The following is a 23335-nucleotide window of genomic DNA, read 5'->3' as shown; positions in this document are numbered from 1 at the left end:
GCCCGCTTCGGCGGCCCACCGTGTTCAGGATCAGCACGTCCATGCCCATGAAGCCGCCGCGGCCGTGCCGGATTTTGCGGTTCATCCGGGCGTTCATTTTCTGCTGCATCCACCGTGAGAACGCCCCGGGCGTACCGGGCTTGCGCTTGCCTGCCCGCTGATTCTGGGTCATTGGTTACCTCCAGTCAGTCCATCCATCGAGCGACACCGAACCCCGTCGAGAGGCGCTCGAACGGCCGCGCACTACGCCGTCGGCCCCTGCTGGATTCGCACCATGTTGCCCGAGGGGTCGCGGAATGCGGAGTCGCGTGGGCCCCAGGGCTGGTCGATGGGTTCCTGGAGTACTTCGGCGCCGGATGCCCGGACCTTCTCGAAGGTCGTGTCGAGATCGTCGGTGCGGAAGACGATCATCGACAGGACGCCCTTGGTGAGCAGTTCCTGCAGGGCGTCGCCATCGGCCTGGGAACGGCCGGCGTGCGGTTCGGAGAGTACGAACTCAGGGAACGGCCGGCCCGGGCTGCCGAGGGTGACCCAGCGAAACCCGCTGGACGCGACGTCGTTGCGCACCTCGAGGCCGAGCGCGTCACGGTAGAAGGCGAGCGCCTCGTCCACGTCGTTGACGGTGATATGGCAGTACTGGAGTGCGATGTTCATACAGCCAACGTTAGGCCGCGGCTCCGGGGCCCGCTTCTTCAATCCTGCTCGGCACGTTTCTGGTCGGCCGGGTGCGCGCCTTCGCCACGCACGGGGGCATCGCCGTCACGGCGCGGTGCTCCCGGGCGCGGTAGGCGCTCGGCGTCTCCCCCAGAAGCTCGGTGAATCGTGAGCTGAACGAGCCGAGCGAGGTACAGCCGACCGCCATGCACGCGTCGGTCACGCTCATACCCGCGCGCAGCAGCGCCATCGCGCGTTCGATGCGGCGGGTCATGAGGTAGCTGTACGGCGTCTCGCCATAGGCCGCCCGGAACTGCCGTGAGAAGTGCGCCGGCGACATGAGCGCGTGGCGCGCCATCGTCGGCACGTCGAGCGGCCGCGCGTATTCCCGATCGATCAGATCCCGTGCCCGCCGCAGGTGCGTGAGGTTGGCGAGGTCTTGTGGGGTCATGAGGGAAGGGTATACCAGCTCTGCGAAGAGTGCCGCTGACCTGCGGGGACGAGCCCCTGCCCAGGAGAACCCAGGGACCGGCCGGCCCGGGCTGCCGAGGGTGACCCAGCGGAACTCCCTGCAGGAACCGCTCACCAAGGGCGTCCTGCCGGTGATCGTCTTCCGCGCCGACGATCTCGACGCGACCTTCGAGAAGGTCCGGGCGTGGCACCCCCACGATCCTGCGCCCTATGTGATCATTTGCAGCATGCGTACCACTACGGGGATGCTCGCCGCCCTGGTCCTCGTGAGCATGTGTGCGCTGGCCGCCGACACGGCCTCGGACGGCGGCGGGGGGACAGCCGGCCACGCCGTCGAGTCGTCATCCCGGTGGACCCTGAGGTACACCGTCCACGGCTACGACAGGGACGTCCCCTTGTGGCTGGTTCCCGCCGCGGGCGGCGGGGCGTCACTGTTCGTCAGGAAGAGAGCCGCACTCGGCTGGTCGATGCTGCGCTGGGACGGAACCTCCTGGAAACGCGCCGGGCTGCCCGCGCAGTTCGGCAAGACATGGGGGCTCGAAATCGGCGCCTCCCCGTCCGGGGAGACGATCTGGGCGGCCACGAGCGTCCCCCACGGGGAGTACGACGACACGACCGACCACCTGTGGCAACTCTCCGACGGCCGCTGGACGCACCGGTCAGCCGAGAACGCGATAGTCAACGGAGTGAGCGACATCGCCGTCGACACCCGGGGCGACGCCTGGTTCATGACCGGCTACGACCCCGAGGGCGGCGGCTCGAACGTGCTGCGCTGGAGCGGGAACACGTTACGTGTGCAGGCGCCACCCTCCGGTCCCATCCTGACCGGGATCACCGCGGCGGCCCCGGACGACGCATGGGTCCTGAACCAGGAGGAGCGGGAAAGGACGTGGCACTGGAACGGCGCGTCCTGGACGGACGTCCCCTACCCGTGCGCGATGGGGTCCCCTCGTCCACCATGCCGCGGGCGAGCCTACCTCCAGCGGCTGAGCCTGGCCGCGCGGCCGGACGGCCACGCGTGGGCGGTCGGCCCCGACTGGGCGGACGGCGGCAGCCCGGTCGTGCTGCACTGGGACCGCACCCGATGGGAGCAGATGAGCATGGACCTGGTGAGAACAGGCTTGACCACGGTGCGAGTCGACCCGGTGGGCGGCCTGTGGATCGCCGCCCGCCCCGCCTCCGGCACGCCCTACGTGCTCAACCTCCGCCACGGCAGGTGGACCAGATTCACCCTGCGGGAGGGCGATCCGGCCGAGTACATCACGGACATCGCGCCCGTACCGGGGACCACGCGGCTCTGGGTCCAGACCAAGCGCCAGGACCCCACCGGCCCGCCGGGCGGCCCGGTGACCGCGCGGGTGTACGAACTTCACTGAACCGGCGCCACGAGGTCGCGTGGTGTCCGGCAGGCTCGTCCGCCCCGCGCCGCTGGCCTGGTCAGACGGGTGCTCCCCCGGAACGTGGACCCCGGCTGTAATGCGGCGAGCTGGTCACGTGGGTCGTCGCCGGCGGCTTCCGCGGCCGCGGTCAGCCATTGCGCAACCCGCTCGCTGCGCTGCCGGAGCATGGCCTCGACCAAGCCCTCCTTGGTGCCGAAGTGCCGGTAGAGCGTCTCCTTGGCGCGTGGCGGCCGGCCGGGCTCGCGCCGCTGCCGGCGGACCGCTCCGTGCTCCTGATCGGCACCGGCCCCGACACCGTCACCCCCTACGACGTGCATCACCAACCGGTCGTCACGGCCTACCAGGCACAGCCCGTCGAACACTTCGAATACCTCGAACACCACCTCTTCCGACCGACCACGCGTTGCCGGACCATCGCGTGACCCCGGCACGTACGATCTTGAGCTTCCTGGCGCGGTGCCCATGAGGCAGGCAACAGTGGCAGGAGCTGCGGTTGGCTCTCGGCACCGCTTCGGCGCTCGGACTGGCGCGCTTCGCGTACGGGGGGCTGCTCCTGCCGGCGCCGGACGGGCCCACGTGCGCCCGCTGTGAGGGATCGCCCTGGCCTACCTGCTGTTCGCCGCCGGCTACATCACCTTCCTGTCCGCGCAGCGGTCGCGTGGGGACAGATGTGCCCCGACCGCGCGACGTAGACGCGGCTGCGCTTGGCGGAGCCGTCGCGCAGTAGCCACATATGGATTGGTAAAGTATGGAAGCACGTACTATTGTCGTGCTTCATAATGAAGGACGTAAAGATCTATGAGAGCGACTCTGACGGCCTCCTCTACGATCCTCGGGTCAGGGCCGCGATGACCCAGTTCACCGACAGCGACGGAGACCTGCTCACCTTCGAAGCGGGCGCCGCCGTCCGCACCGCCAACCATGCCGTCGAGCGCATGCGCGCCCACGGCTCTCAGGGGCGAGGGGTCAGCGCGGGCGCGCTGGACCTGCTGATCCGCCTCAACAGCAGCGAGCACGGCATCAGCATCGGCGAGCTGGCCCGGGCCGCCGGGGTCAGCTCCCGCAACGCCACCGGCTTGGTCGACACGCTGGAGCACGACGGGCTGGTCCGCCGGGTCCCCGACCCGAAGGATCGACGTTCCGTTCTGGCCGAGATCACACCTGCCGGGCGGGCGTGGATGGAGGCGTTCCGCAGGCCGTCGCAGCTTGCCATGCGGGCGATGTTCCACGGGTTCGCTCCTGAAGAACTGGTCGTTCTGCGCGACCTGTGCCTGCGGCTGGCCGCCAACCAGCATCGCCTCGCCGCCCTGAAGGACGGGGTCTCCAGCCTCAAGGAGATGCGATGAAACGACGCGCCCCATGGCACGGGTCAAAGGCGCGAAAGACGTTGGCGAGTTTGGCGTCCCCTGCCTGCCGGCGAGGAGCTGCCCCCATCCCGAGAGGAGTTCCCGGCGTCATGGCCTCCATCCGCCACGAGATCGTCATCGACGCGTCCCCCGAGCACATCTGGGATGTGCTGCGCGACGTCGGAGCCGTGCACGAGCGCCTGCTGCCGGGCCGTGTCATGGACACCCGGCTGGAGGGCGACCAGCGGTTCCTGACCTTTCCCGACGGGCACGTCATCCGCGAGCTGATTGTCGCGATCGATGATGATTCCCGCTGCTTGGCCTATTCCGTTGTTGAAGGCGCGAGACCTCCACTCGAGCACCACCACGCCTCCTTTGAAGTTCGCCCGGAGGGCGACGAAACGGGCCGGCTGATCTGGACCACCAACGTGCTGCCACACACGCAAGCCGCCGAGATCCGCATTCGCATCGAACACGGCGCATTGGAGATGAAGCAGGCGATCGAGGCCGCAGCACCCAGCCGAGGCACCTGTTCGAGCTGCCGGTGATCAGCGCCCCGGCGTACCTGTGGCGATCGTCGGGGCTTGAGCGTTATGTGTCCGACCGGCCGCTGTCCCTGAGGTACCTGCTCACCTGAGACGGCGGCCCACTCGGGTCCGTACGACCAGGGGAAGACTCCCCCACACGCTCTCCGGTCAGCGCTTCCTTGACCGGGCTCAATGACCGACGCTCTGGTAGTGGTCGAGCTGACGCCGCCACACGAGGTACGCCAGCACGGCCAAGACCACCCCCAGCAGCGGGCCGGCCAGCGCCCACGGGTTGTCCAGCTTGCCCAGCACGACGCTCGCGGGTACGTACGCCACGAAGGCGACCGGCAGCACGAAGGTGAGCAGCCACTCGGTCACGCCGCCGAAGATCTTCATCGGGTAGGACCCGAACTTGCTGAAAATGTCGTCGACGAAGACGCGCAGGGCGAAGGTGTCGATCATACGCAGCGCCAATGAGCACAGCGCGAGGAAGAAGGCGGCCTCGATGAGGGCGCCGCCGACGATCGCCAGGAAGCAGAAGGCGATGAGCCAGGCGTTCCACGAGACCTGCACGTTCTGGCCGGCGACGACGAGCAGCCCGGCGCCCACGAGCAGGTCGCCGAACTGGGCGACGCCCATCCGATTGCCCATGAGCTGGACGAGGGGGTTGAGCGGGCGCAGCAGGAAGCGGTCGAACTCCCCGTTGCGTACCACCCAGTGGATGTCGTTCACGCTCATCATGGGGATCATCACCAGGGCGTGGGCGGTCAGGCGCAGGCCGTACAGAAAGGCGATCTCCGCCAGTCCCCAGCCCGCCAGCGAGGGAAAGGTGTGCATCACCACCCAGATGAAGGCGAACCCGGTGCCCTGCCAGAGCGCGCCGCTGAGGATGCCGATCACGGCGTTCAGGCGGTACTGCATGGCACCGCGGGCGGAGGCACGCTGGAGCAGGACGTACAGGCGCAGGGAACGGAAGACCTCATCCACCCTGGATCACCACCCGTCGGTGAGCCCGCGACCAGGTCAGCGCGAGCAAGCCACCCAGCCCGGCGATCCAGCCGACCTCGACCAGGACAGGCCCTGAGACGTCGGAGATGTGTCCGACGTAGATGGCCGCGGGCACGTAGCCCATGTACTTGAAGGGCAGGATCTCGGCCAGGACACCGAGGAAGCCGGGGAAGAACGCGAGCGGCACCATCGTCCCGGCGAAGAACTGGCTGACCAGCCGGTAGAGCAGCGAGATCGCCCCGATCTCCATCGTCCAGAAGCCGATCAGACTGATCAGCAGCGCCAGTTGCACGGAGATCACGTAGCCGAGCACCAGAGTGATCACGTAACCCGGGGCGTTGACCGGGACGGTGATCGTGCCGACCAGCAGGACCACCGGCATGACCGGGGCGAGCAGCAGCAGCCCGCCGCCGGTGTTGCCGGCCTGGAAGGCGGCCATCTGCCTCAGATAACCGACCGGGCGGGCCAGGTCGAAGAAGACCATGCCGGTGCGGATGCGGTCGTGGATGGTGTGGGCGACGACGGTGTGGGTGGCGAAGGCCTGCAGGTTGGCCAGGGTGAGGTAGGCCAGCAGCGCGTCCAGCGTGAGCCCCGCGGCCGAGGGGCGCGAGCCGTACACCGAGGTCCAGATCATGCGCAGGAGGAACACCTGCGCGACCAGCGTCACACAGGTCATGATGATGTTGCTGCGGTATGCCAGGGCGAGACGGAAGCCGATGCGCGTCATCGGGAGTAGATCCCCTTGATCACGCTCTCCAGGTCCGGCTCCTCGATCGACAGATCGCGGATGGTGTGGTCGGCGGCGATCGAGGCGATCATGCCCGGCAGATCGTCGTGGATCTCGAACACGTAGCGCCCCTCGGCGTCCCTCGGCACCCCGCGCACCTCCGCCGGCTCGGCGTCCAGCAGGACCACCAGCCGCCGGGGCTGATCGACCAGCGCGTCGATCGCGCCGTCGAAGATGACCTTGCCCTGGTCGATGAGGATGATCCGCTTGCACAACGCCTCGACGTCGGCCAGATCGTGCGTCGTCAGGATGACGGTGGTGCGCCCGACGCGGTTGGTCTCCACGACGAACTCGCGCACCGCCTCCTTGGCCAGCACGTCCAGCCCGACGGTCGGCTCGTCGAGGTAGAGGAGCGGCGGCTCGTACAGCACGGCCGCGGCCAGGTCGCCGCGCATCCGCTGGCCCAGGCTGAGCTGGCGCACCGGAGTGTCGAGAAACTCGTCGAGCCCGAGCAAGTCGCGCAGCTTCTTCAGCGACGTCTCGAAGCGCGCGGCGGGAACGTCGTAGAGGGAGCCCACCAGTCGTAAGGACTCGATCAACGGCAGGTCCCACCACAACTGGCTGCGCTGGCCGAAGACCACGCCGACGCTGCGCGCGTTGGCCGAGCGGTCGCGCCAGGGCACCAGGCCGTTGACCTCCACCGTGCCGCTCGTCGGAGTGAGGATGCCGGTGAGGATCTTGATGGTGGTCGACTTGCCGGCGCCGTTCGGCCCGAGGTAGCCGATGATCTCGCCCTCGTTGATCTCGAAACTGACGTCGTCGACGGCGGTTTTCTCCTCATACTGGCGAGTGACCAGCGTGCGTAACGCCCCGAAAGGGCCGGAGAAGGTACGCGGACGGCGGAAGACCTTGGTTAAGCCCTCGACCCGGATCATGCAGAGATACTTTCCGCGGGACCGCGGACGCCGCAAGTTATTTTCACGGGCGGACACCGAAGGGACCGGCCTACCGGGCTCTCCACTCGGGTTGCCGCGCACGGACCCGATGCGGCACTGGTGATGATCACGACCGTTATGACGTCGGCCGGGATAGGAGGAGGTCCGCGACGCGGGCGATGCGGAACTCCGAGTCGTAGTCGTCCTCGATCATGACGCCGTCCCGTTCGTCGGCCCACCGCAGCAGCTCCTGGCGTCGCCCGGGAGCGAGCACGACGCCGGTGGGCGTCTGATGCGCCGGGGTGAGAATGACGGCCGTGGCCGCTGTCCCGCGCAGCTCGTTGACGACCACACCATGGGTTATCCCACTACGGTGACCGCTTGACGGGATTCGTAGCGCAGAGGCCCGTTCTAGTTCCCGCCGTTGCGGGTGCCGTCACTGGCGTGACCTGGATGGCAGTCACCGACACGATCGGGATCCCTTGGGTGGTGCAGGTGGCGCTTGGCCTGGTGCTTGGGACCGCCGCAGGCACGCTGACGGTCGGGATCAGCCGTACGCTCCGACATCCCGAGTTTCCCTCGACGACACGATGGGTGTCCTTGGGGCTGTTCCTCGTCGGCTTCCACTTCGACCTGCTCGCCTCCTAGACACTGGCCTGGCGACATGCTGTTCGCCGGGTCATGCTGGCGGTTTCCATGACCAGGTGATGTTCCAGCTCTCCTCATCGATGACGCCGGTTGGCTCCAGGCCAACCTTTTTCTGGAACAGCTTGCACACGGCCGTGGACTTGGGGCCGTAGAGGGCGTCCATGTCGATCGTCCAGCCGCGCTTCTTCAGCTTGTACTGCCACGCCTTGACGTCATTGCCCTGCATGTACGGGTCGTCGAGCTTGATGACACGGCCGGGCCAGAGCGGGATGCCGTCCTTGTAGGTGATTTTGATGGGTTTCTCCAGCGGCTTGTCCGGCCGCGGGGCACCCTTCTTCACCCACGCGATGTACTTCTCGCCCCGGCCGCCGTTCATGTGCATCGTGACGCCCGCGACGCGCACGATGCTGCCGGCGGTGTACGTGAGCGTCATCAATCGCCTGCCAGGAGGACGCCCGTGTCCGTCGTGGCCTTCCCCGGCCCGCCCACCCTGCCGACCGGCCCCGCGGCCGCCGCCACCTGGAACCGGCACCTGTCCGCGCTGGTTTCCTTCACCACCTGGGCCCAGCGCCAGGAACTCCTGGCCAACAACCCAGCCCGGCGGCTGGAACGGCGCAAGCCCGCCCGCCGCGGCGACCGCGCCATCCCGGCCGCCCGGCTGGAGAAGCTGTTCACCGACCCTGCGCACGCCCTGCGCGAACGGGTCCTGTGGAGACTCCTGTACGACACGGCGGCCCGCGCCGAGGAGATCCTCACTCTCAACGTCGAAGACCTCAACCTGGAGTTCCGCCGGGCCCGCGTCGTCTCCAAGGGCGGCGCGATCGAGTATGTGCACTGGGCGACCGCCACCGCCCGGCTGCTGCCCCGTCTGCTGGCCGGCCGCGCTTCGCCATTCGGCGCTGCAACATCTCGCGCAAGCCGGACGCACCGCACCCGAACTGCAGGCCAAGAGCCGCCACCAGCACCTGGCCAGCCTCGGCCGCTACGTGCGCCTCGGCGAAGAGACCTCCGCCCGCATCACCGCCGAAGCCGACCCGACCCAACGTCGCCGTGCCCGCTGACCCTGGACCACCCCCACCTTTCAGAGGATGGTCGCGTCTACTGCCGAATCCGCTGAGCTGCGACTACAGCAGCTCGCGGCCCCTTTCTGGCGTATTCCGGCCGTCCCCGTCGTGCGGGGTGACGGCGGGCGGGCTGGCGTCCACTTCCTCCGTGGCGGAGACCAGTTCGCCCCCGGCCGTCTCCACCCTGGCGAGGTTGAGCCGGTTGCCCGTGCGGTTGCGGCCGACCCGGGAGTACTTCCAGACGAGGATGGCCGCGCGCCCGACTCCACCTGTGCGATGGCCTCCATGATGGTTGGCTGGAAACTTCTCCCGGACACATCGAGGTCTTCGATCCAGCCGCCGCCCGGCCACGTGCCCGGCGGGATGTAGTAACCCCGCCGGGCGGCTAACGCCTCAATGGCGTCACGCTGGATTGCCGGCGAGATCTTTTCTTCCAGCATCATCGACACTCTGATGTGCCCGATCGCGGGAATGAGGGGGGCGCGGTCCTCGGTCACGCTTCCGCGTTATGGCAACCACAAGGGTGGGCACCAGCACCAGCGTCAGCAACGTCGACGTGACCAGCCCGCCGATCACCACGATCGCCAGCGGCTGCGAGATGAACCCGCCCGACCCCGTCACGCCCAGCGCCATCGGCATCAACGCGCAGATCGTGGCCACCGCCGTCATCAGAATCGGCCGCAACCTGCGCCGGCCGCCCTCGATCACCGCCTCCACGACCCCCATCCCCTGATCCCGATACTGGTTGATCAGGTCGATCAGCACGATCGCGTTCGTCACCACGATCCCGATCAGCATCAACATGCCGATCAACGCCGGCACGCCCATCGCCGTGCCCGTCACGACCAACAGCCCCACCGCACCCGTCGCCGCGAACGGAATCGACACCAGCAGGATCAACGGCTGCACGAAACTCCGGAACGTCGCCACCATGATCATGAACACGATCGCGATCGCCGCCAGCATCGCCAGCCCCAGATCCGCGAACGCCTTCTCCTGATCCGCCGACGCCCCGCCGATCTCGTACGACGCGCCCCCGCCCAGCGCGAGCCCGTCCAGCCGCTGCTTCAGCGTCTGCGTCACGCTGCCCAGGTCGCTGCCCGTCACCTTGGCAGACACCGTCGCCGAACGAGCGCCATCGATCCGCGTCACCTGCGTCGGCCCGCCGACCTGCTCCACCGCGGCCACCGACGACAACTTCACCAACCCCGACGCCGTCGGCAACCGCAGCGCCCCGACAGCCTTGACATCGGCCGGCGCCTCACCGCCGCGCAGCACCAGATCACTCACCCGGCCGTCCAGCGTCAGCTGACCCAGCGGCGCCCCCCGGAATGCCTGCGCCACCGCTTGACCGATCTGCGCCTCCGACAGCCCCTTCTCGGCCGCCTTCTCCCGGTCGACCCGCACCTCCACGCGCGGCGCGCTCGTCTCCAGGTTCGACGACACCTCACGCAGGCCGGACACCTGGCCCATGGCCGTCTTGACCGTCTCCGACGCCGTCCGCAGCGCCGCGGTGTCGGGCGCCTTCACGATCACCTGCACGGTGTCCGTGGAGAACCCGCCGCCCTGCCCACCGCCGACCTGCACCTCTCCGATGTTCGACAGCCCGGCCAGCCGGTCGCGCAACGCCTGCTCCACGGCCGGCGTGTCGGCGTCCTCCGCGACCGTCACCGAGTAGGACGCGCGATCCGCGCCACCACCCGTGCCGCCCATCATCGCGTTGCCGCCGCCCACGGTCACCTGGTAGGACTTCACGCCGTCCAGGTCCGCCAGCACGCCCTCCACCTGCTGGGCGGCCTTGTCCGTCGTCGCGAGATCGGTGCCGGCCGGCATCCGCTGGCTCAGCGAGATCGTGTCCTGCCCCGAGGAGTCCAGGAAGTTCGTCTGCAACTGCCCCGCCATACCCAGCGTGCCGACGAACACCGCCAACCCGATCAGCACCGTCACCAGCTTGAACCGCGTCGCGAACCGCAACACCGGCAGGTACGCCCGCTGCAACGGGCTGCGCAACTCCTTGGCCTCCGCCTCCGCCCGCTGCGCCCGCGCCTCCTCCGGCGTCAGCTCAGGCGCCTTCAGGAACCAGTACGCCAGCACCGGCACGACCGTCAGCGAAACCAGGAGCGACGCCAGCAACGCCACAGCCACGGTGATCGCGAACGGCGAGAACAGCTCGCCGACCATCCCGCCGACCACGGCGATCGGCGCGAACACCGCCACCGTCGTCAGCGTCGACGCCGTCACCGCGCCCGCCACCTCACGCACCCCCGTCAGGATGGCCGCACGCTTCTCCTCGCCGTAACCGAGATGCCGCTTGATGTTCTCCAGCACCACGATCGAGTCGTCCACCACCCGCCCGATCGCGATCGTCAGCGCGCCCAGCGTCAGCATGTTCAGCGAGTAGTCGCCCGCCCACAACGCGATCAACGCGATCACCACCGACAGCGGGATCGACACCGCCGTCACCACCGTCGAACGCACCGACAGCAGGAACACCAGGATGACCAGCACCGCGAACGCCAGCCCCAGCACACCCTCGGTGGTCAGGTTCTCGATCGACTCCTCCACGTACGGGGCCTGGTCGAACACCACCTCCACCGCCGTGTCCGACGAGTCGCCCAGCGCCTTGGTCAGGTCGGGCAGCTTGTCGCGCACCGCGTTCGAGATCGTCACCGCGTTGCCGTCCGGCGACATCGTCACCGACACGCCCAGGCTCGTCTTGCCGGCCGTCCGCGTGATCGTGGTCGGCTCCGCCAGGGCGCGCTCCACCTTCGCGACATCACCCAGCTTGACCGGCTTCAACACCCGCTGCGCCGTCTGCGGCTGCCCGGCCTGAGGCTGTCCCGCCTGCGTCTGGGGCTGACCGGACTGCTGGCGCGCCGTCTGCCCCGTCTGGGGCTGCCCGGCCTGCGGCTGGGCGGTCTGGGCCTGCGGCTGCGCGGGCGTCAGATACAGCGCCTTCAGCTTCGCGATCGAATCGACCCGCGCGCCCACCTGCACCGTCAGCGACTTGCCGTCGGCCGTCAACGTCCCCGCCGGGATCGGCGTCCCGTTCGCCCTCAGCACCTCCGGAATCTGCGCCGGCGACACCCCCGCCAGCGCCATCTTCCCCATGTCGGGCGTGATCGTCACGACGTCGTCACGGGTGCCCGTGACCGCCGCCTCCCGCACGCCCCCGATCGCCTGCAACTCCGGCACCATGGTCTGGCGCAGCTTGTCGGCCATCGCCCGCGGATCGCCACCGTCGCCCACCGCCAGCACCATCACCGGGATGTCGTCGGTGTTGCCCGCCACGACCCGCGGCTCCACACCGGCGGGCAACCGCGACTGGGTCCGGCTCACGGCCTGCTGCATCTTGTTGACCGACGACTCGATGTCCGTGCCGTACTCGAAGGCCACCTGGATCTGCGCCAGGCCCTCCTTGGACGTCGAGGTGATCTGCTCCATGCCGGCGATACCCTGGAAGGACTCCTCCAGCGGCTCGGTGACCTGGTCTTCCACGATCTCCGGCGACGCGCCGGGATACGACGCCACCACGAACGCGCCGGGAAACGCCAGTGACGGCAGCAACTGCTGTTTCAACTGCGGGATCGTGAACGCGCCGAACGCGCTGATCACGACCGCGACCAGGATCACGAGACTGCGGTTGGCGAGACTCAACCGAGCGAATGCGGTCATCAGGGTCCTTCCGAGAGTTCGGCCCAGACTAACACTTCGCCTCACGCGAATATTTAGGCATCCTGAGCTTTCCTGATAACCTTCTCAGGAAGCGAGAGGTGAGCGTGAACAACGAACGCGATGACCTGATCCGCCGGATCACCGAAACCCAGCGCAGCCTCGGCCGGGCCTTCGCCCAGCACCAATCCCCCCTGTTCGCCTCCAACCTCACCATGCGCCAGCTCAAGGTCATCGTCATCCTGGCGATCAACGGCTCCGCCTCCGGCCAGGAGCTCGCCACCGGTCTCGGCGTCGGCCTCGGCACGGTCACCGGCATCGTCGACCGCCTCGTCGCCCAGGGCCTGGTCAGCCGGCACGAAGACCCCCACGACCGCCGCGTGCGCCGCGTCGAGCTGACCGACGCGGGCGTCAAGCTCATCGAAGAGATCAACGACGCCCGCCTGGAGCAGTACGACCTCATCATGCGGCACCTCGACACCGACACCCTGCGCGCCCTCGACATGGTGATCCGGCGCATCCGCGCTGTGGCCGACGAGCTCTTCGGCCCGCCGAAGGGGTCGGGTTGTGACGGTTGACGGTCGTTGTCCCACCCAGTGCCTTTACAGTGTAGATTTCTAGGCCAGGCAGGACAGGACCGCCGGCAGGTCGCCCTCGTGAACGACCGTGAGACGCCTCGTCGCCCTGGTCACCGCCACGTACAGATCCTTGCCGCCCATCGGCGACTGGCCCAGGATGCCCGCCGGATCCACCACCACCACGGCGTCGAACTCCAGGCCCTTGGCCTGCGTCACCGTCAGGGCCACCACGGGCGCGTCGAGATCGCCCTCCGGAAACAGCGCCGCCACCTCCGCGTGCCGGGCGTCGGAGGCGATCACCCCGACCCTGCCCTCCCCGATGGCCGCGAGCTCCTCCCGCACCAGGGCGGGCAGCCCGGCCACGCCGCCCCGCACGGCACGCGGCTCCGACTCCCCCTCCCGGACCGACTCCGGAGGCGCCTGACCCGGATCCACCGCGCGCAGGACGTCGGCCGCCACCCGCATGATCTCCACCGGCGTGCGGTAGTTGACCAGCAGCCGCTCCTCCCGCCACCGCCCCGCCAGATGCGGGTCCAGCACCTCGCCCCACGAACGGGCACCCGCCGCCGACCCCGTCTGCGCCAGGTCGCCCACCACCGTCAGCGAGCGGGCGGGCACCCGGCGCATCACCATCCGCCAGGCCATCGGCGACAGCTCCTGCGCCTCGTCCACGATCACGTGCCCGTAGGCCCAGGTGCGGTCGGCCGCCGCCCGGTCCGCGGTGGTCAGATGGTCGTCCGCGCCGTCGTGGCGGGCGGCCAGCATGTCCGCCTCGCGGAAGATGCCCTCGTCCAGCAGTCCCGTCGTCTCCAGCACCTCCCGCGCGAAGAGCTTCCGCTCGGCCCACTCCGCCTGGGCGATCCTGGCCGTCGCGCGGCGGGCCGAGTCGTCCTCGCCCAGCAGCTCGGCCGCCTCGTCCAGCAGCGGCACGTCGCCCACCGTCCAGACGGAGTCCGCCGGGCGCACCAGCACCCGCCAGTCCATCCCCGCGGGCGTGACCGCCCGCAGCGTCTCGGGCGAGGCCAGCAGCTCGCCGACCAGCCGCTGCGGCGTGAGCTCCGGCCACAGCCCGTCGACGGCCCGCCGCACCTCCGGCTGCGACCACAGGCGGCGGCTCGCCAGCGCGAGGTCCACCTCGTCCAGGTCGCCCTCGAGGTCGAGCGGCTCGGGGTCCTCCAGCTCCAGCTCATCCAGCCGCAGCGCCCCTTCCAGGGCCCGCGCCTCGGCCAGGGCCAGCTCCTTCAGCATCTCGGTGACGAACAGCTTGCGCGCCATGTTGTGCCGCAGCCGGACGGCGCGGGCCCGCTCGCGCAGCCGCACACACGTCTGGTGCGGCACCCGCAGGATCAGGCCGTCGAGCTCCACCTCCAGATCGCCGGCCGGCACCCGCTGGCGCTCCCGCACCGCCTCCGCCACCACCTCGGCCATCCGCGGATCCCCCTTGACCACCGCGCCCCCCGGATCGTCGGCGGCCACCGCCCGCACCCCCGGGAACAGCTCGCCCACCGTCGACATCACCACCTGCGTCTCCCCCAGCGCCGGCAGCACCTGGCCGATGTAACGCAGGAACATCGCGTTGGGCCCCACCACCAGCACGCCGCGCCGTTCCAGCGTGTCGCGATGGGTGTAGAGCAGGTAGGCGGCGCGGTGCAGCGCCGCCACCGTCTTGCCGGTGCCCGGACCGCCCTGCACCACCAGCGCCCCCTGCAGCGAGGCCCGGATCACCCGGTCCTGCTCGGTCTGGATGGTGGCCACCACGTCGCCCATCCGTCCCGTACGGCTACGGCGCAGCGCCGCCAGCAGCGCCGCCTCCCCCACCAGCGTGCGCCGGTCGCCGTCGCTCATCCGTTCCAGGTCGAACACCTCGTCGTCCAGCCCCACCACCGTGCGATCGCGCAGATGCAGGTGGCGGCGGCGCACCAGGCCGCCCGGGTCGCCCGCCGTGGCGACGTAGAACGGGCGAGCGGCCGGCGCACGCCAGTCGACCAGCACCGATTCGTACTCGTCGTCGCGCAGCCCGATCCGGCCGACATAGATGGTGCGGTCCGCGGCGTCGTCGACGCGGCCGAAGCACAGGCCGCGCTCGACGGCGTTGAGCCGCGCCAGCCGGCGCGCCTGCTCGGCCGCCAGCACGTCGCGCTCGAGCCTGGCCTGGCGCGTGCCGCCCGCCGCCCCGCGGCCGTGCGCGTCCATCAGCGCCGCCTCGGCCCGCGCCCGCGCCAGGTCGAGCCGGCCGTAGAGCATCGACACGGTCTCCTGCTCCACGTCGATGGCCTCGGCCAGGGCATCTTGACGATTAGTCATTAGGTGATATACTCCTAACGGGTGGTTTCTCTCGAAGCTTTTGATTTAGTGTCAAGTGTGTGAGCTTAGCCTCCCCGGGAGCGCCCGGCAAGCCGCTCCCCGCGCGAGCACGCGCCTTCCCGGAAGACATCAGCCCACCGGCCGGCGACGGAGCCCGGCCATGCCGGTCGCGCTCGTGCCCGGTTCGACGGCCGCCACCCTGTACGGCGAGGAGAAGACCGAGGAGCGCTACTGCGACTTCGGGCTCAATCCCGAGCACCAGCAGGCCCTGCACGACGGGGGCCTGCGGGTGAGCGACGCCGGCGGCGAGGCCCGCGTCCTCGAACTGCCCGGACACCCCTTCTACCTGGCCACGCTGTTCGTCCCCCAGGCCGAGGCGTAGGCGCGGTGGGTGTTCGGGCTGGACACCCGCGTGGTGGACAGGAGCGCGTCGGCGGCTCGATCGCCCAGCGCGATGTGGGTCTACGTTCCGTTGCGGAGCGGCACATGTCGTAACGGTTGGGCTGCTTCGACGGCTGCGCGTCCGGGTTGGTCCTAGTGCTGTGGCCCTACCGCCCAAGGCCAGAGCTTCTCGGGGTTGCGTACCGCCCAGATGCACTTGATCCGGTCGCCTGGAACGTCGAACGCCGCCACCGCCACGGTGACGCCGTTGTGCTGGGCCACCAGACCGGGCTGGCCGTTGACCGTACGCTCCAGGATCGTCAGGTTGGGTGCCATGCCGGCAATGGCGATGATGTAGCGGGCAATCTGCTCGCCGCCTTCGATTGGGCGGAGTGCGGCGCTGACCAGGCCGCCGCCATCGGCGATCATCGTGGCGTCGGGGTCGAGGAGGCCGACGAGGGCGTCGATGTCCTTGGCCTCCCATGCCTGCTTGAACTCCCTGACGATGCCGGCGCGCTGGGCCGCCGGGGTCGCGGGAGGTTGCGAGTCGCGGATGCGGCGGCGGGCCGACGAGGCCAACTGGCGACATGCCGCCGGCGTACGGCCGACGATCTCGGCCACTTCGGCGAAGGAATACCGGAAGACATCGTGCAGGATGAGCGCGACGCGCTCGGCCGGGGTCATCGACTCGAGCACGACCAGGAAGGCCATGTTGATCGACTCGTCCAGGGTGACCCGGTCGGCCGGGTCGGCCGTGGTGCCGTCGCCCGACCGTCCGTGGATCCACTCCGTACGATCGGGCAGCGGCTCCGGGATCCATGCGCCCACGTAGCACTCGCGCCGGGCCCGTGCCGAGCCGAGCAGGTCGAGGCAGATGCGACCGGCGACCTTCGTCAGCCAGGCGCCGGGGGATTCGACGGCCTCCTGTTGCTGCCGGGACATGGCGTACCAGCGGGCGTAGGTCTCCTGCAGGACATCCTCGGCATCGGCCAGGGAGCCGAGGAGCCGGTACGCGAGATTGATCAGCTGACGCCGCTCACTCATGATCGCGCTCAGGCTCGGATCGAGCCGGCCGTCTCCTGGCTTGGATGGGGTGGTCATGGTGTGTCCCCGACTTCCTTTGTCGCATCTGCCCTCACCAGTTCGACGAGACAGCGCACCGAGCTGTGAGGTTGGCGCGTCGCCTCACATTCCCAGCAGTTGTTTCGTCGGACTACTGGGACACCGGGTCGTAAGCCTCGCATGGTGTTGGAGCGTACGGGGTGTTCGTCGTGGCGCTGCTGCACCTGGTCGTCGCGATCTCGGTGTGGCGGCCGGGCGGCGGCTCGCCCAGGCCCATCCTGTACGCGGCCGGGTTCTTGGGGCTCACGCTGGCGCAGATAGCGCTCGGCCTTCCCGCGGACGGCGCGGCCTCGCCCATGGCCGCCGCCTTCGCCGCCCTGGCCCTGGACGAGGTTTCCCGGCCCACCGCTGCCACTGAGATCGGCCGTAGCCGATGGTGGACCGTGGCTTGACGGACACCCCTACTCTGATACACGCTATTCCCACTCGACATAGTAGGAAAAGAAGGAAAGGTGGACCCGTGCGCGCGCTCGTCCTGCTCGGTCTGGTCGGCTTCGCCGCCCAGCTCGTCGACGGCAGCCTAGGCATGGCCTACGGCGTGACGTCCACGACCCTCCTGCTGGCCATCGGCACCAACCCGGCCGCCGCGTCGGCCACCGTCCACCTCGCCGAGATCGGCACCACCCTCGCCTCCGGCATCTCCCACTGGCGCTTCGACAACATCGACTGGAAGGTCGTCGCCAAGATCGGCATCCCGGGCGCCGTCGGCGCCTTCGCCGGAGCCACCTTCCTGTCCAGCCTGTCGACCGACGTCGCCGCCCCGGTCATGTCGCTCATCCTGCTGACGCTCGGCGTCTACATCCTCATCCGCTTCACCGCCTTCGGCCTGCCCAAGGGCAACCTGGGCAAGCCGCTGCGCAAGCGCTTCCTCGGCCCGCTCGGCCTCGTCGCCGGCTTCGTCGACGCCACCGGCGGCGGCGGCTGGGGCCCCGTCGGCACGCCCGCCATCCTGGCCAGCGGCCGCCTGGCGCCCCGCAAGGTGATCGGCTCCATCGACGCCAGCGAGTTCCTCGTCGCCATCGCCGCCAGCATCGGCTTCTTCGTCGGCATCGGCTCGGAGAACATCGACTTCGCCTGGGTCGCCGTCCTGCTCCTCGGCGGCGTCATCGCCGCGCCCATCGCCGCCTGGCTCGTGCGCCACATCCCGCCGCGCATCCTCGGCTCCGCCGTGGGCGGCATCATCATCCTGACGAACGTGCGCACCCTGCTGCGCTCCGACTGGATCGACGCCCCCGGCAACGTCCAGACCGCCGCCTACCTCACCATCGCCGTCATCTGGGCCGGCGCGATCGCCATCTCGGTCCGCGCCTACCGCCGCGCCAGGGCCGAGGAGTCCGTCGAGGCGATCGAAGCCGAGCTGCGACCCCGCGCCGGCGAGGAAGAGACGGCCGGCACACCCTGAAGCCGGCCCGGCTCAGACCACTCGTCGAGGCCGGAGGCGCTCACGCGCGAAAGCGCCCACCTCCGTGGCGGGAGGTGGGCGCGTGGGCGTGGTCGCTACTTCAGCCAGGCGGTGCGCCGGACGATCGGCAGGTTGCCGAGCCCGAGGGTGGCGCCCGCGTTGGCGAGGGCCAGGCCGATGAGGACGATCGCGTAGACGATGTGGTCGTCCATGAACGGGTTGGTGGTCAGGGGCAGTTCGGCCGCCCACATGAGGAGCATCATCACGGTGCCGGCGCCGGCGGCGATCCGGGTGCCGACGCCCAGGACGAGCGCCAGGCCGACGCCCAGCAGGCCGGCCATGAACAGCCAGTCCACCCACGCCTGCCCCGCCAGGGCGGAGAAGACGCCGCCGAGCGCGTTCTCGCCGGTGCCCTTGAGGAAGCCGGTCGTCGGGCTGCCGCCCGCGACCCAGGCCCGCTCGGCCGGAGTGGCGAAGCCCCAGCCGAAGGTCTTGTCCAGGAACGCCCACAGGAAGATCCAGCCGAGCGAGATCCGGGCGACGGCCCAGACGTAGTCGACGGGACGGCGGGTGGCGATGGCACCGGTCTCCGTGGGGGGATGGTGGACCCTGGTGGCCATGACGGCTTCCTTTCCTTGGTGACGCGCCGTTCTTGTGTCACCTCGACTACATCAGCTGCGCGCTTCTCGGAGCAGTGCCACATGGCCCGCCGCACCGGGACCTTCGTCCCTCACCCGGATGCCGCGCTCCGATGACACGTGAGGAGGATCAGGACGACGATCAGCGGGAGGGCCCCTCAGCCCGCCCTCCTCGCGGCGGAAACGGAACCGGCGGCCTCAAGGGTGCTGTCACGGCCGCGGTACTTCAGCCACACGTAGACCGGGACGCCGGCGAGCATCAGCAGGGTTCCCTTGTAGACGACCTCGTAGCCGGAGCCGGCGATCGTCCACAGCGCGTAGGCGAAGGCGGCGACGGCGATCGTGGCGTCGGCCGCGAGCCGCCCGCCGGCGAACCGGTCGCGATCGGTGAGGGCCAGCATGAGCTGCGCCGCGGCGGCGTAGGCGTACGGGATCAGAGTGGTGAGGGTGGCCAGCAGGATCACGAAATTGAACTGCTCGACCAGGCCGGTGTTGTAGTTCAGCAGCATCAGGCCGGTGACCAGGGCGCTGGAGACGACCAGCCCGACGGCCGGGGTGCCGCGCCGTGACAGCCTGGCGAAGACGCGCGGGAACAACCCGTCGCGGGCGGCGGCCAGCGGCACCTGCCCCTGCAACATGATCCAGCCGTTGAGGGCGCCGAACGCGCTGACGATCGCGCCGATCGCGACCACGGTGCCCGCCCAGCCGCCGAACATGGCCTCGGCCGCGTCCGCGAACGGCGCCGTCGACTCGGTCAGCAGCGAACGGGGCACGGCGGCGAACACCGCGACGGTGCCCAGGATGTAGACGGCGGCGCTGGCGATCGTGCCGATGACGGTGGCGCGCGGAATGGTGCGCTCGGGATCTTCGACGTCCTCGGCGGGCACCGTGGCCGACTCGATGCCGATGAACGCCCACAGCGTCAGCGCCGCGGCCGCGGTGACGGCCCCGAAGGTGCTCTGGCCGCTCGGGTTGAAGGGGGTGAAGTCGCCGGCGTCGATGAAGAACGGCGCGGCCACGGCCAGGCCGATCAGCGGCAGCAACTTGGCCACGGTGGTGACGGCCTGGACCCAGCCGCTCTGCCGCACGCCCCGGACGTTCACGGCGGTCAGCAGCCAGATGGCCGCCAGCGCGGTCCCCGCCGCGAGCAGGGCGCTGTCGGCCAGGGCGGGCCAGAAGTAGCCGAGGTAGCTGACGAACGCCACCGCGATGGCCGCGTTGCCCACCCACACCGCGATCCAGTACCCCCACGCCGTCTGGAACCCGACGAAGTCGCCGAACGCCTGACGCGCGTAGGCGTACGGGCCGCCGGTCTTGGGGTAGGCGCGGCCGAGCCGGGCGAAGACCAGTGCGAGCAGCAGCGCGCCGGTGGCGGTGAGCACCCAGCCCAGCAGGCTCGCCGAGCCGAACGCGGCCAGCGAGGCGGGCAGCAGGAACACCCCGGAGCCGATCATGTTCCCGACGACCAGCGCCGTGGCCATCCACGGGCCCAGTTTGCGCGGTCGCGGTAATGGTGTGACGGACATGGTGCTCCTCCTTTCACAGGATCATCACCAGCACACCGAGCCCGGCGCGGCGGGTATCGAGGCTTAGGCCACCGATGCGCGGGACCTTCGTCACCTGTTCACGGAACGGCGGGCCGGCTCCGGTCCGGCGACGGCACGGGGGCCGCGGGCCGTCAGCCGACGAGCGTCTTGACGGCCGCGGTGATGTCGCTCAGCGCCTTCTTGGCGTCGGCGAAGTACATGCCGGTGTTGGGGGCGGTGTACAGCTCGTTGTCGATGCCCGCGTACCCGTGTCCCATCGAACGTTTGACGACGATCACGCTCCTGGCCCTGTCGGCGTCGATGATGGGCATGCCGGACACGGCGCTCCCGGGACGGCGCGCGGCCGGGTTGACCACGTCGTTGGCGCCCACGACGAGGGCGACGTCGGTCTGCGGCATCGCGGCGTTGGCGTCCTCCATGTCGGCGAGCCGGTCGTACGGCACGCCGGCCTCGGCCAGCAGCACGTTCATGTGCCCGGGCATGCGCCCGGCGACCGGATGGACGGCGTAGAACACGTCCACGCCGCGCCGTTCCAGCAGCTCGGCCAGATCGTGCAGCTGGTGCTGGGCCTGGGCGGCGGCCAGCCCGTAGCCGGGGACGACGACGACCTTGGCGGCGTAGGCGAGCTGGATGGCGGCGTCGTCGGCCGACAGCGACCTGGCCCGGCCCTGCGCGGCCGAGCCCCCGGCGGCCTCGTCACCGGTGCCGAAACCGCCGGCGATGATGTTGCCGAGGGACCGGTTCATGGCGTCGGCCATCAGCTTGGTCAAGATGGCGCCGGACGCGCCGACGAGCGCGCCCGCCGTGATGAGGACGGTGTTGCCGAGCGCGAAGCCGGCCATCGCGACGGCCGTGCCGGTGAACGCGTTGAGCAGCGAGATCACCACCGGCATGTCGGCGCCGCCGATCGGCGTCACCATGGTCACCCCGAACGCCAGGGAGGCCGCGGCCAGCCCGGCCAGCAGCGCGACGCCGCCACCACCGCCAGGGCCACCGCCGCCACCGGTGAGGAGCAGGACCGAGAGGGCGGCCATGGCCAGGGGAAGCGCCACGGTGAGGACGCGCGCGCCGGGAAAGACGATCGGGCGGCCCGGCACCAGGCCCTGCAGCTTCCCCGAGGCGACCAGGGAGCCGGAGAAGGTCACCCCGCCGATCACCACGTCCAGCACGACCGGTAAGGAGGCGCCGTGCCGGGTGAAGTCGTGCACGCCGATGAGCGCGGCGGCCCCGCCGCCGACCGCGTTGAACAGGCTGACGAGCTGCGGCATCGCCGTCATCAGCACCCGCCGGGCCAGCGCCAGGCCGACGCCCGCGCCGAGCGCCGTCCCGGCGGCCAGCGCGCCCCATGCCCACGGACGCACGACGCCGGCCTCGGCGAGCACGACCACGGTGGCCGCCACGGCGACCGCCATCGCCCCCGCCGACAGCAGGTTGCCGCGCCGGGCGGTGACCGGCGAGTTCATCAGGTGCAGCCCGAGCACGAAGCAGCTCGCGACGGCGAGGTAGACCAGCCGGATCGCGGCGTCGAAGGCGCTCATCTCACTTCTCCCCACGTGGCTGGAACATCTCCAGCATCCGGTCGGTGACCACGTAGCCGCCGACGACGTTCATCGCGGCGAACGCGGCCGTCACGAACACCAGCGCGTAGCCGAGGACGCCGTCCGCGGTGAGCGCGATGATGACGGCTCCGGCGAGCACGATGCCGTGCACGGAGTTGGCCGCGGACATCAGCGGCGTGTGCAGGGTGGTCGGCACCCGGCCGATGACCTCGAAGCCGAGCAGCAGGCTGAGCACGAACACGCTCAGGTCGGCGAGCAGTTGCACGCTCATGCGGCACCTCCCGTGATGATCACGGCGGCCTGGATCTCATCGGTGCGGTCGAGGGCGGGCACGCCGTCGCGCAGCACGTGCTCGAGGAAGGCGCACACGTTGTGGGCGTAGGCGGTGGAGGCCGCGGCGGGCATCGTGGCGGGCAGGTTGCCGGCGCCGATCACGGTGACGCCGTTGCCGGTGACGAGCGTCTCCTCCGGCCGTGACGTCTCGACGTTGCCGCAGGCCAGGTCGATCACGACCGATCCCGGCCGCATGTCCTTCAGCCCGGTCTCGGTCACCAGCAGCGGCGGACGGCCTCCCGGCACCCGGGCGGTGGTGATGACGATGTCGTGGCGGGCCACCTGCCTGCCCAGTTCGTCCCGTTGCGCCTGCTGCTCGTGCTCGCTCAGCGTCCGCGCGTAACCCCCCTCACCGGCGCCCTCGCCCCCGAGGTCCAGGACGGCGGCGCCGAGCGAGGCGATCTCGGCCCGGGCCTCGGGCCGGATGTCGTAGCCCGTGACGACGGCGCCGAGGCGGCGGGCCGTGCCGATCGCGGACAGCCCGGCCACCCCGGCGCCGAGCACCAGCACCCGGGCGGGCGGCGCGGTCCCGGCGGCGGTGACGAGCAGCGGGAAGAACCGCTCGTAGGTGTGCGCCGCCAGCACCGCGGCCCGGTAGCCGGCGACGTTCTCCTGGGAGGTGAGGGCGTCCATCGCCTGGGCGGCGCTGAGCGTGCGCGGCACCCGGTCCAGGCTGGCGGCGGTCACCTGCGCGGCGGCCAGTTCGCCGGTGTAGGCGGCGTCGGGGTGGAGCAGGCCGATCAGGAACCGGCCGGCGCGCAGCCGGTCGGTGCGAGGGCGGTCGACGCAGGCCAGGATCTCCGCGCCGCCGTACAGCTCGTCGGCTCCGGTGATCTCCGCGCCCGCCTCGCCGTAGGCGCTGTCGGGGAACCACGCCGCCGCTCCCGCGCCGGCCTCGACCAGCACGCGCAGCCCTGCCCGGCGCAGCCGCGGCACCACGTCGGGTGTGATCGCGACGCGGCGCTCTCCGGCGATGGTCTCCTTGACGATCCCGATGCTGAGCATGGGCCACCCTCTCT

At 70.1% G+C, this 23335-nt stretch carries 25 protein-coding genes; 9 read left to right on the top strand and 16 right to left on the bottom strand.

Annotated elements, in window-relative coordinates:
* Positions 1-243: 243 nt before the first annotated feature.
* Both AB0C16_RS05810 and AB0C16_RS05805 read right to left on the bottom strand, forming a co-directional pair.
* Positions 244-654 (bottom strand): VOC family protein, encoded by a 411-nt coding sequence (locus tag AB0C16_RS05810; protein ID WP_357679285.1) that lies wholly within the window; start codon positions 652-654, stop codon positions 244-246.
* 10 nt (positions 655-664) lie between these two features.
* The gene (locus AB0C16_RS05805) at positions 665-1105 is read right to left on the bottom strand and encodes a helix-turn-helix transcriptional regulator (protein ID WP_357679283.1); all 441 of its coding nucleotides are present in this window, start codon (positions 1103-1105) and stop codon (positions 665-667) included.
* Between the two features lie 100 nt (positions 1106-1205).
* Between AB0C16_RS05805 and AB0C16_RS05800 the strand changes: the two genes are divergently transcribed.
* Positions 1206-2501, top strand: coding sequence for a hypothetical protein (locus AB0C16_RS05800; RefSeq protein WP_357679281.1), 1296 nt, complete (start codon positions 1206-1208; stop codon positions 2499-2501).
* Here the strand turns inward: AB0C16_RS05800 and AB0C16_RS05795 are convergent.
* On the bottom strand, positions 2495-2905 hold the full coding sequence (locus AB0C16_RS05795; RefSeq protein ID WP_357679279.1) for a TetR/AcrR family transcriptional regulator: 411 nt from the start codon (positions 2903-2905) through the stop codon (positions 2495-2497). The two genes, AB0C16_RS05800 and AB0C16_RS05795, sit on opposite strands and share 7 nt — an antisense overlap.
* A 399-nt stretch (positions 2906-3304) precedes the next feature.
* Between AB0C16_RS05795 and AB0C16_RS05790 the strand changes: the two genes are divergently transcribed.
* Both AB0C16_RS05790 and AB0C16_RS05785 read left to right on the top strand, forming a co-directional pair.
* A complete protein-coding gene (locus tag AB0C16_RS05790) occupies positions 3305-3871 on the top strand; it encodes a MarR family transcriptional regulator (RefSeq protein WP_357679277.1) in 567 nt (188 codons plus the stop codon).
* Between the two features lie 110 nt (positions 3872-3981).
* Complete coding sequence (locus AB0C16_RS05785) at positions 3982-4419, top strand: SRPBCC family protein (RefSeq protein WP_357679275.1); 438 nt, start codon at positions 3982-3984, stop codon at positions 4417-4419.
* A gap of 168 nt (positions 4420-4587) precedes the next feature.
* Here the strand turns inward: AB0C16_RS05785 and AB0C16_RS05780 are convergent, their stop codons facing one another.
* From AB0C16_RS05780 to AB0C16_RS05765, 4 genes are all read right to left on the bottom strand, one after another.
* Positions 4588-5385: an ABC-2 family transporter protein gene (locus tag AB0C16_RS05780; protein WP_357679273.1), complete on the bottom strand. Its 798-nt coding sequence runs from the start codon at positions 5383-5385 to the stop codon at positions 4588-4590.
* Positions 5378-6133 (bottom strand): ABC-2 family transporter protein, encoded by a 756-nt coding sequence (locus AB0C16_RS05775; RefSeq protein WP_357679271.1) that lies wholly within the window; start codon positions 6131-6133, stop codon positions 5378-5380. The genes AB0C16_RS05780 and AB0C16_RS05775 overlap by 8 nt, the downstream gene beginning before the upstream one ends.
* A complete protein-coding gene (locus AB0C16_RS05770) occupies positions 6130-7068 on the bottom strand; it encodes an ATP-binding cassette domain-containing protein (RefSeq protein WP_357679269.1) in 939 nt (312 codons plus the stop codon). The genes AB0C16_RS05775 and AB0C16_RS05770 overlap by 4 nt, the downstream gene beginning before the upstream one ends.
* 136 nt (positions 7069-7204) lie before the next feature.
* Complete coding sequence (locus tag AB0C16_RS05765) at positions 7205-7420, bottom strand: hypothetical protein (RefSeq protein ID WP_357679267.1); 216 nt, start codon at positions 7418-7420, stop codon at positions 7205-7207.
* A gap of 92 nt (positions 7421-7512) precedes the next feature.
* Between AB0C16_RS05765 and AB0C16_RS05760 the strand changes: the two genes are divergently transcribed.
* The gene (locus tag AB0C16_RS05760) at positions 7513-7716 is read left to right on the top strand and encodes a hypothetical protein (RefSeq protein WP_357679265.1); all 204 of its coding nucleotides are present in this window, start codon (positions 7513-7515) and stop codon (positions 7714-7716) included.
* 31 nt (positions 7717-7747) lie between these two features.
* On the opposite strand, the gene AB0C16_RS05755 is transcribed toward AB0C16_RS05760, so the two are convergent.
* Positions 7748-8149 (bottom strand): peptidoglycan-binding domain-containing protein, encoded by a 402-nt coding sequence (locus tag AB0C16_RS05755; RefSeq protein ID WP_357679263.1) that lies wholly within the window; start codon positions 8147-8149, stop codon positions 7748-7750.
* 24 nt (positions 8150-8173) lie between these two features.
* On the opposite strand from AB0C16_RS05755, the gene AB0C16_RS05750 reads away from it, so the two are divergent.
* Positions 8174-8833: a tyrosine-type recombinase/integrase gene (locus tag AB0C16_RS05750; RefSeq protein ID WP_357679261.1), complete on the top strand. Its 660-nt coding sequence runs from the start codon at positions 8174-8176 to the stop codon at positions 8831-8833.
* A 349-nt stretch (positions 8834-9182) separates the two neighbouring features.
* Here the strand turns inward: AB0C16_RS05750 and AB0C16_RS05745 are convergent, their stop codons facing one another.
* Positions 9183-12455 carry an efflux RND transporter permease subunit gene (locus tag AB0C16_RS05745; protein ID WP_357679259.1) on the bottom strand — a complete coding sequence of 1091 codons (3273 nt, stop codon included), beginning with the start codon at positions 12453-12455 and terminating at the stop codon, positions 9183-9185.
* A 98-nt stretch (positions 12456-12553) separates the two neighbouring features.
* Between AB0C16_RS05745 and AB0C16_RS05740 the strand changes: the two genes are divergently transcribed.
* Positions 12554-13030 carry a MarR family transcriptional regulator gene (locus AB0C16_RS05740; protein WP_357679257.1) on the top strand — a complete coding sequence of 159 codons (477 nt, stop codon included), beginning with the start codon at positions 12554-12556 and terminating at the stop codon, positions 13028-13030.
* Between the two features lie 39 nt (positions 13031-13069).
* On the opposite strand, the gene AB0C16_RS05735 is transcribed toward AB0C16_RS05740, so the two are convergent.
* Positions 13070-15334 carry an ATP-binding domain-containing protein gene (locus AB0C16_RS05735; RefSeq protein ID WP_357679256.1) on the bottom strand — a complete coding sequence of 755 codons (2265 nt, stop codon included), beginning with the start codon at positions 15332-15334 and terminating at the stop codon, positions 13070-13072.
* 160 nt (positions 15335-15494) lie between these two features.
* Between AB0C16_RS05735 and AB0C16_RS05730 the strand changes: the two genes are divergently transcribed.
* Positions 15495-15716, top strand: a complete 222-nt coding sequence (locus AB0C16_RS05730) for a hypothetical protein (protein WP_357679254.1) — start codon at positions 15495-15497, stop codon at positions 15714-15716.
* A gap of 152 nt (positions 15717-15868) precedes the next feature.
* On the opposite strand, the gene sigJ is transcribed toward AB0C16_RS05730, so the two are convergent.
* Entirely contained in the window at positions 15869-16816 is a 948-nt protein-coding gene (gene sigJ / locus AB0C16_RS05725) for an RNA polymerase sigma factor SigJ (protein WP_357679252.1), read from the bottom strand.
* A 170-nt stretch (positions 16817-16986) separates the two neighbouring features.
* Between sigJ and AB0C16_RS05720 the strand changes: the two genes are divergently transcribed.
* Positions 16987-17229 carry a hypothetical protein gene (locus tag AB0C16_RS05720; RefSeq protein ID WP_357679251.1) on the top strand — a complete coding sequence of 81 codons (243 nt, stop codon included), beginning with the start codon at positions 16987-16989 and terminating at the stop codon, positions 17227-17229.
* A gap of 68 nt (positions 17230-17297) precedes the next feature.
* Positions 17298-18239: a sulfite exporter TauE/SafE family protein gene (locus tag AB0C16_RS05715; RefSeq protein WP_357679249.1), complete on the top strand. Its 942-nt coding sequence runs from the start codon at positions 17298-17300 to the stop codon at positions 18237-18239.
* A 95-nt stretch (positions 18240-18334) separates the two neighbouring features.
* Here the strand turns inward: AB0C16_RS05715 and AB0C16_RS05710 are convergent, their stop codons facing one another.
* From AB0C16_RS05710 to AB0C16_RS05690, 5 genes are all read right to left on the bottom strand, one after another.
* Positions 18335-18859, bottom strand: coding sequence for a DoxX family membrane protein (locus AB0C16_RS05710; RefSeq protein ID WP_357679247.1), 525 nt, complete (start codon positions 18857-18859; stop codon positions 18335-18337).
* A gap of 176 nt (positions 18860-19035) precedes the next feature.
* Positions 19036-20403 carry an amino acid permease gene (locus AB0C16_RS05705; RefSeq protein WP_357679245.1) on the bottom strand — a complete coding sequence of 456 codons (1368 nt, stop codon included), beginning with the start codon at positions 20401-20403 and terminating at the stop codon, positions 19036-19038.
* A 152-nt stretch (positions 20404-20555) separates the two neighbouring features.
* Positions 20556-21962, bottom strand: a complete 1407-nt coding sequence (locus AB0C16_RS05700; protein ID WP_357679243.1) for an NAD(P)(+) transhydrogenase (Re/Si-specific) subunit beta — start codon at positions 21960-21962, stop codon at positions 20556-20558.
* A 1-nt stretch (position 21963) separates the two neighbouring features.
* Positions 21964-22254, bottom strand: coding sequence for an NAD(P) transhydrogenase subunit alpha (locus AB0C16_RS05695; RefSeq protein ID WP_357679241.1), 291 nt, complete (start codon positions 22252-22254; stop codon positions 21964-21966).
* Positions 22251-23321, bottom strand: a complete 1071-nt coding sequence (locus AB0C16_RS05690) for an NAD(P) transhydrogenase subunit alpha (RefSeq protein ID WP_357679239.1) — start codon at positions 23319-23321, stop codon at positions 22251-22253. Before AB0C16_RS05690 ends, AB0C16_RS05695 begins: the two co-directional genes overlap by 4 nt.
* Positions 23322-23335 lie beyond the last annotated feature (14 nt).

It is taken from the genome of Nonomuraea sp. NPDC048916 (assembly GCF_040649575.1).
Lineage (GTDB): Bacteria > Actinomycetota > Actinomycetes > Streptosporangiales > Streptosporangiaceae > Nonomuraea.
The sequence above is the reverse complement of the archived record's forward strand: the minus strand, read 5'-3'. Positions and strand labels throughout refer to the sequence as shown.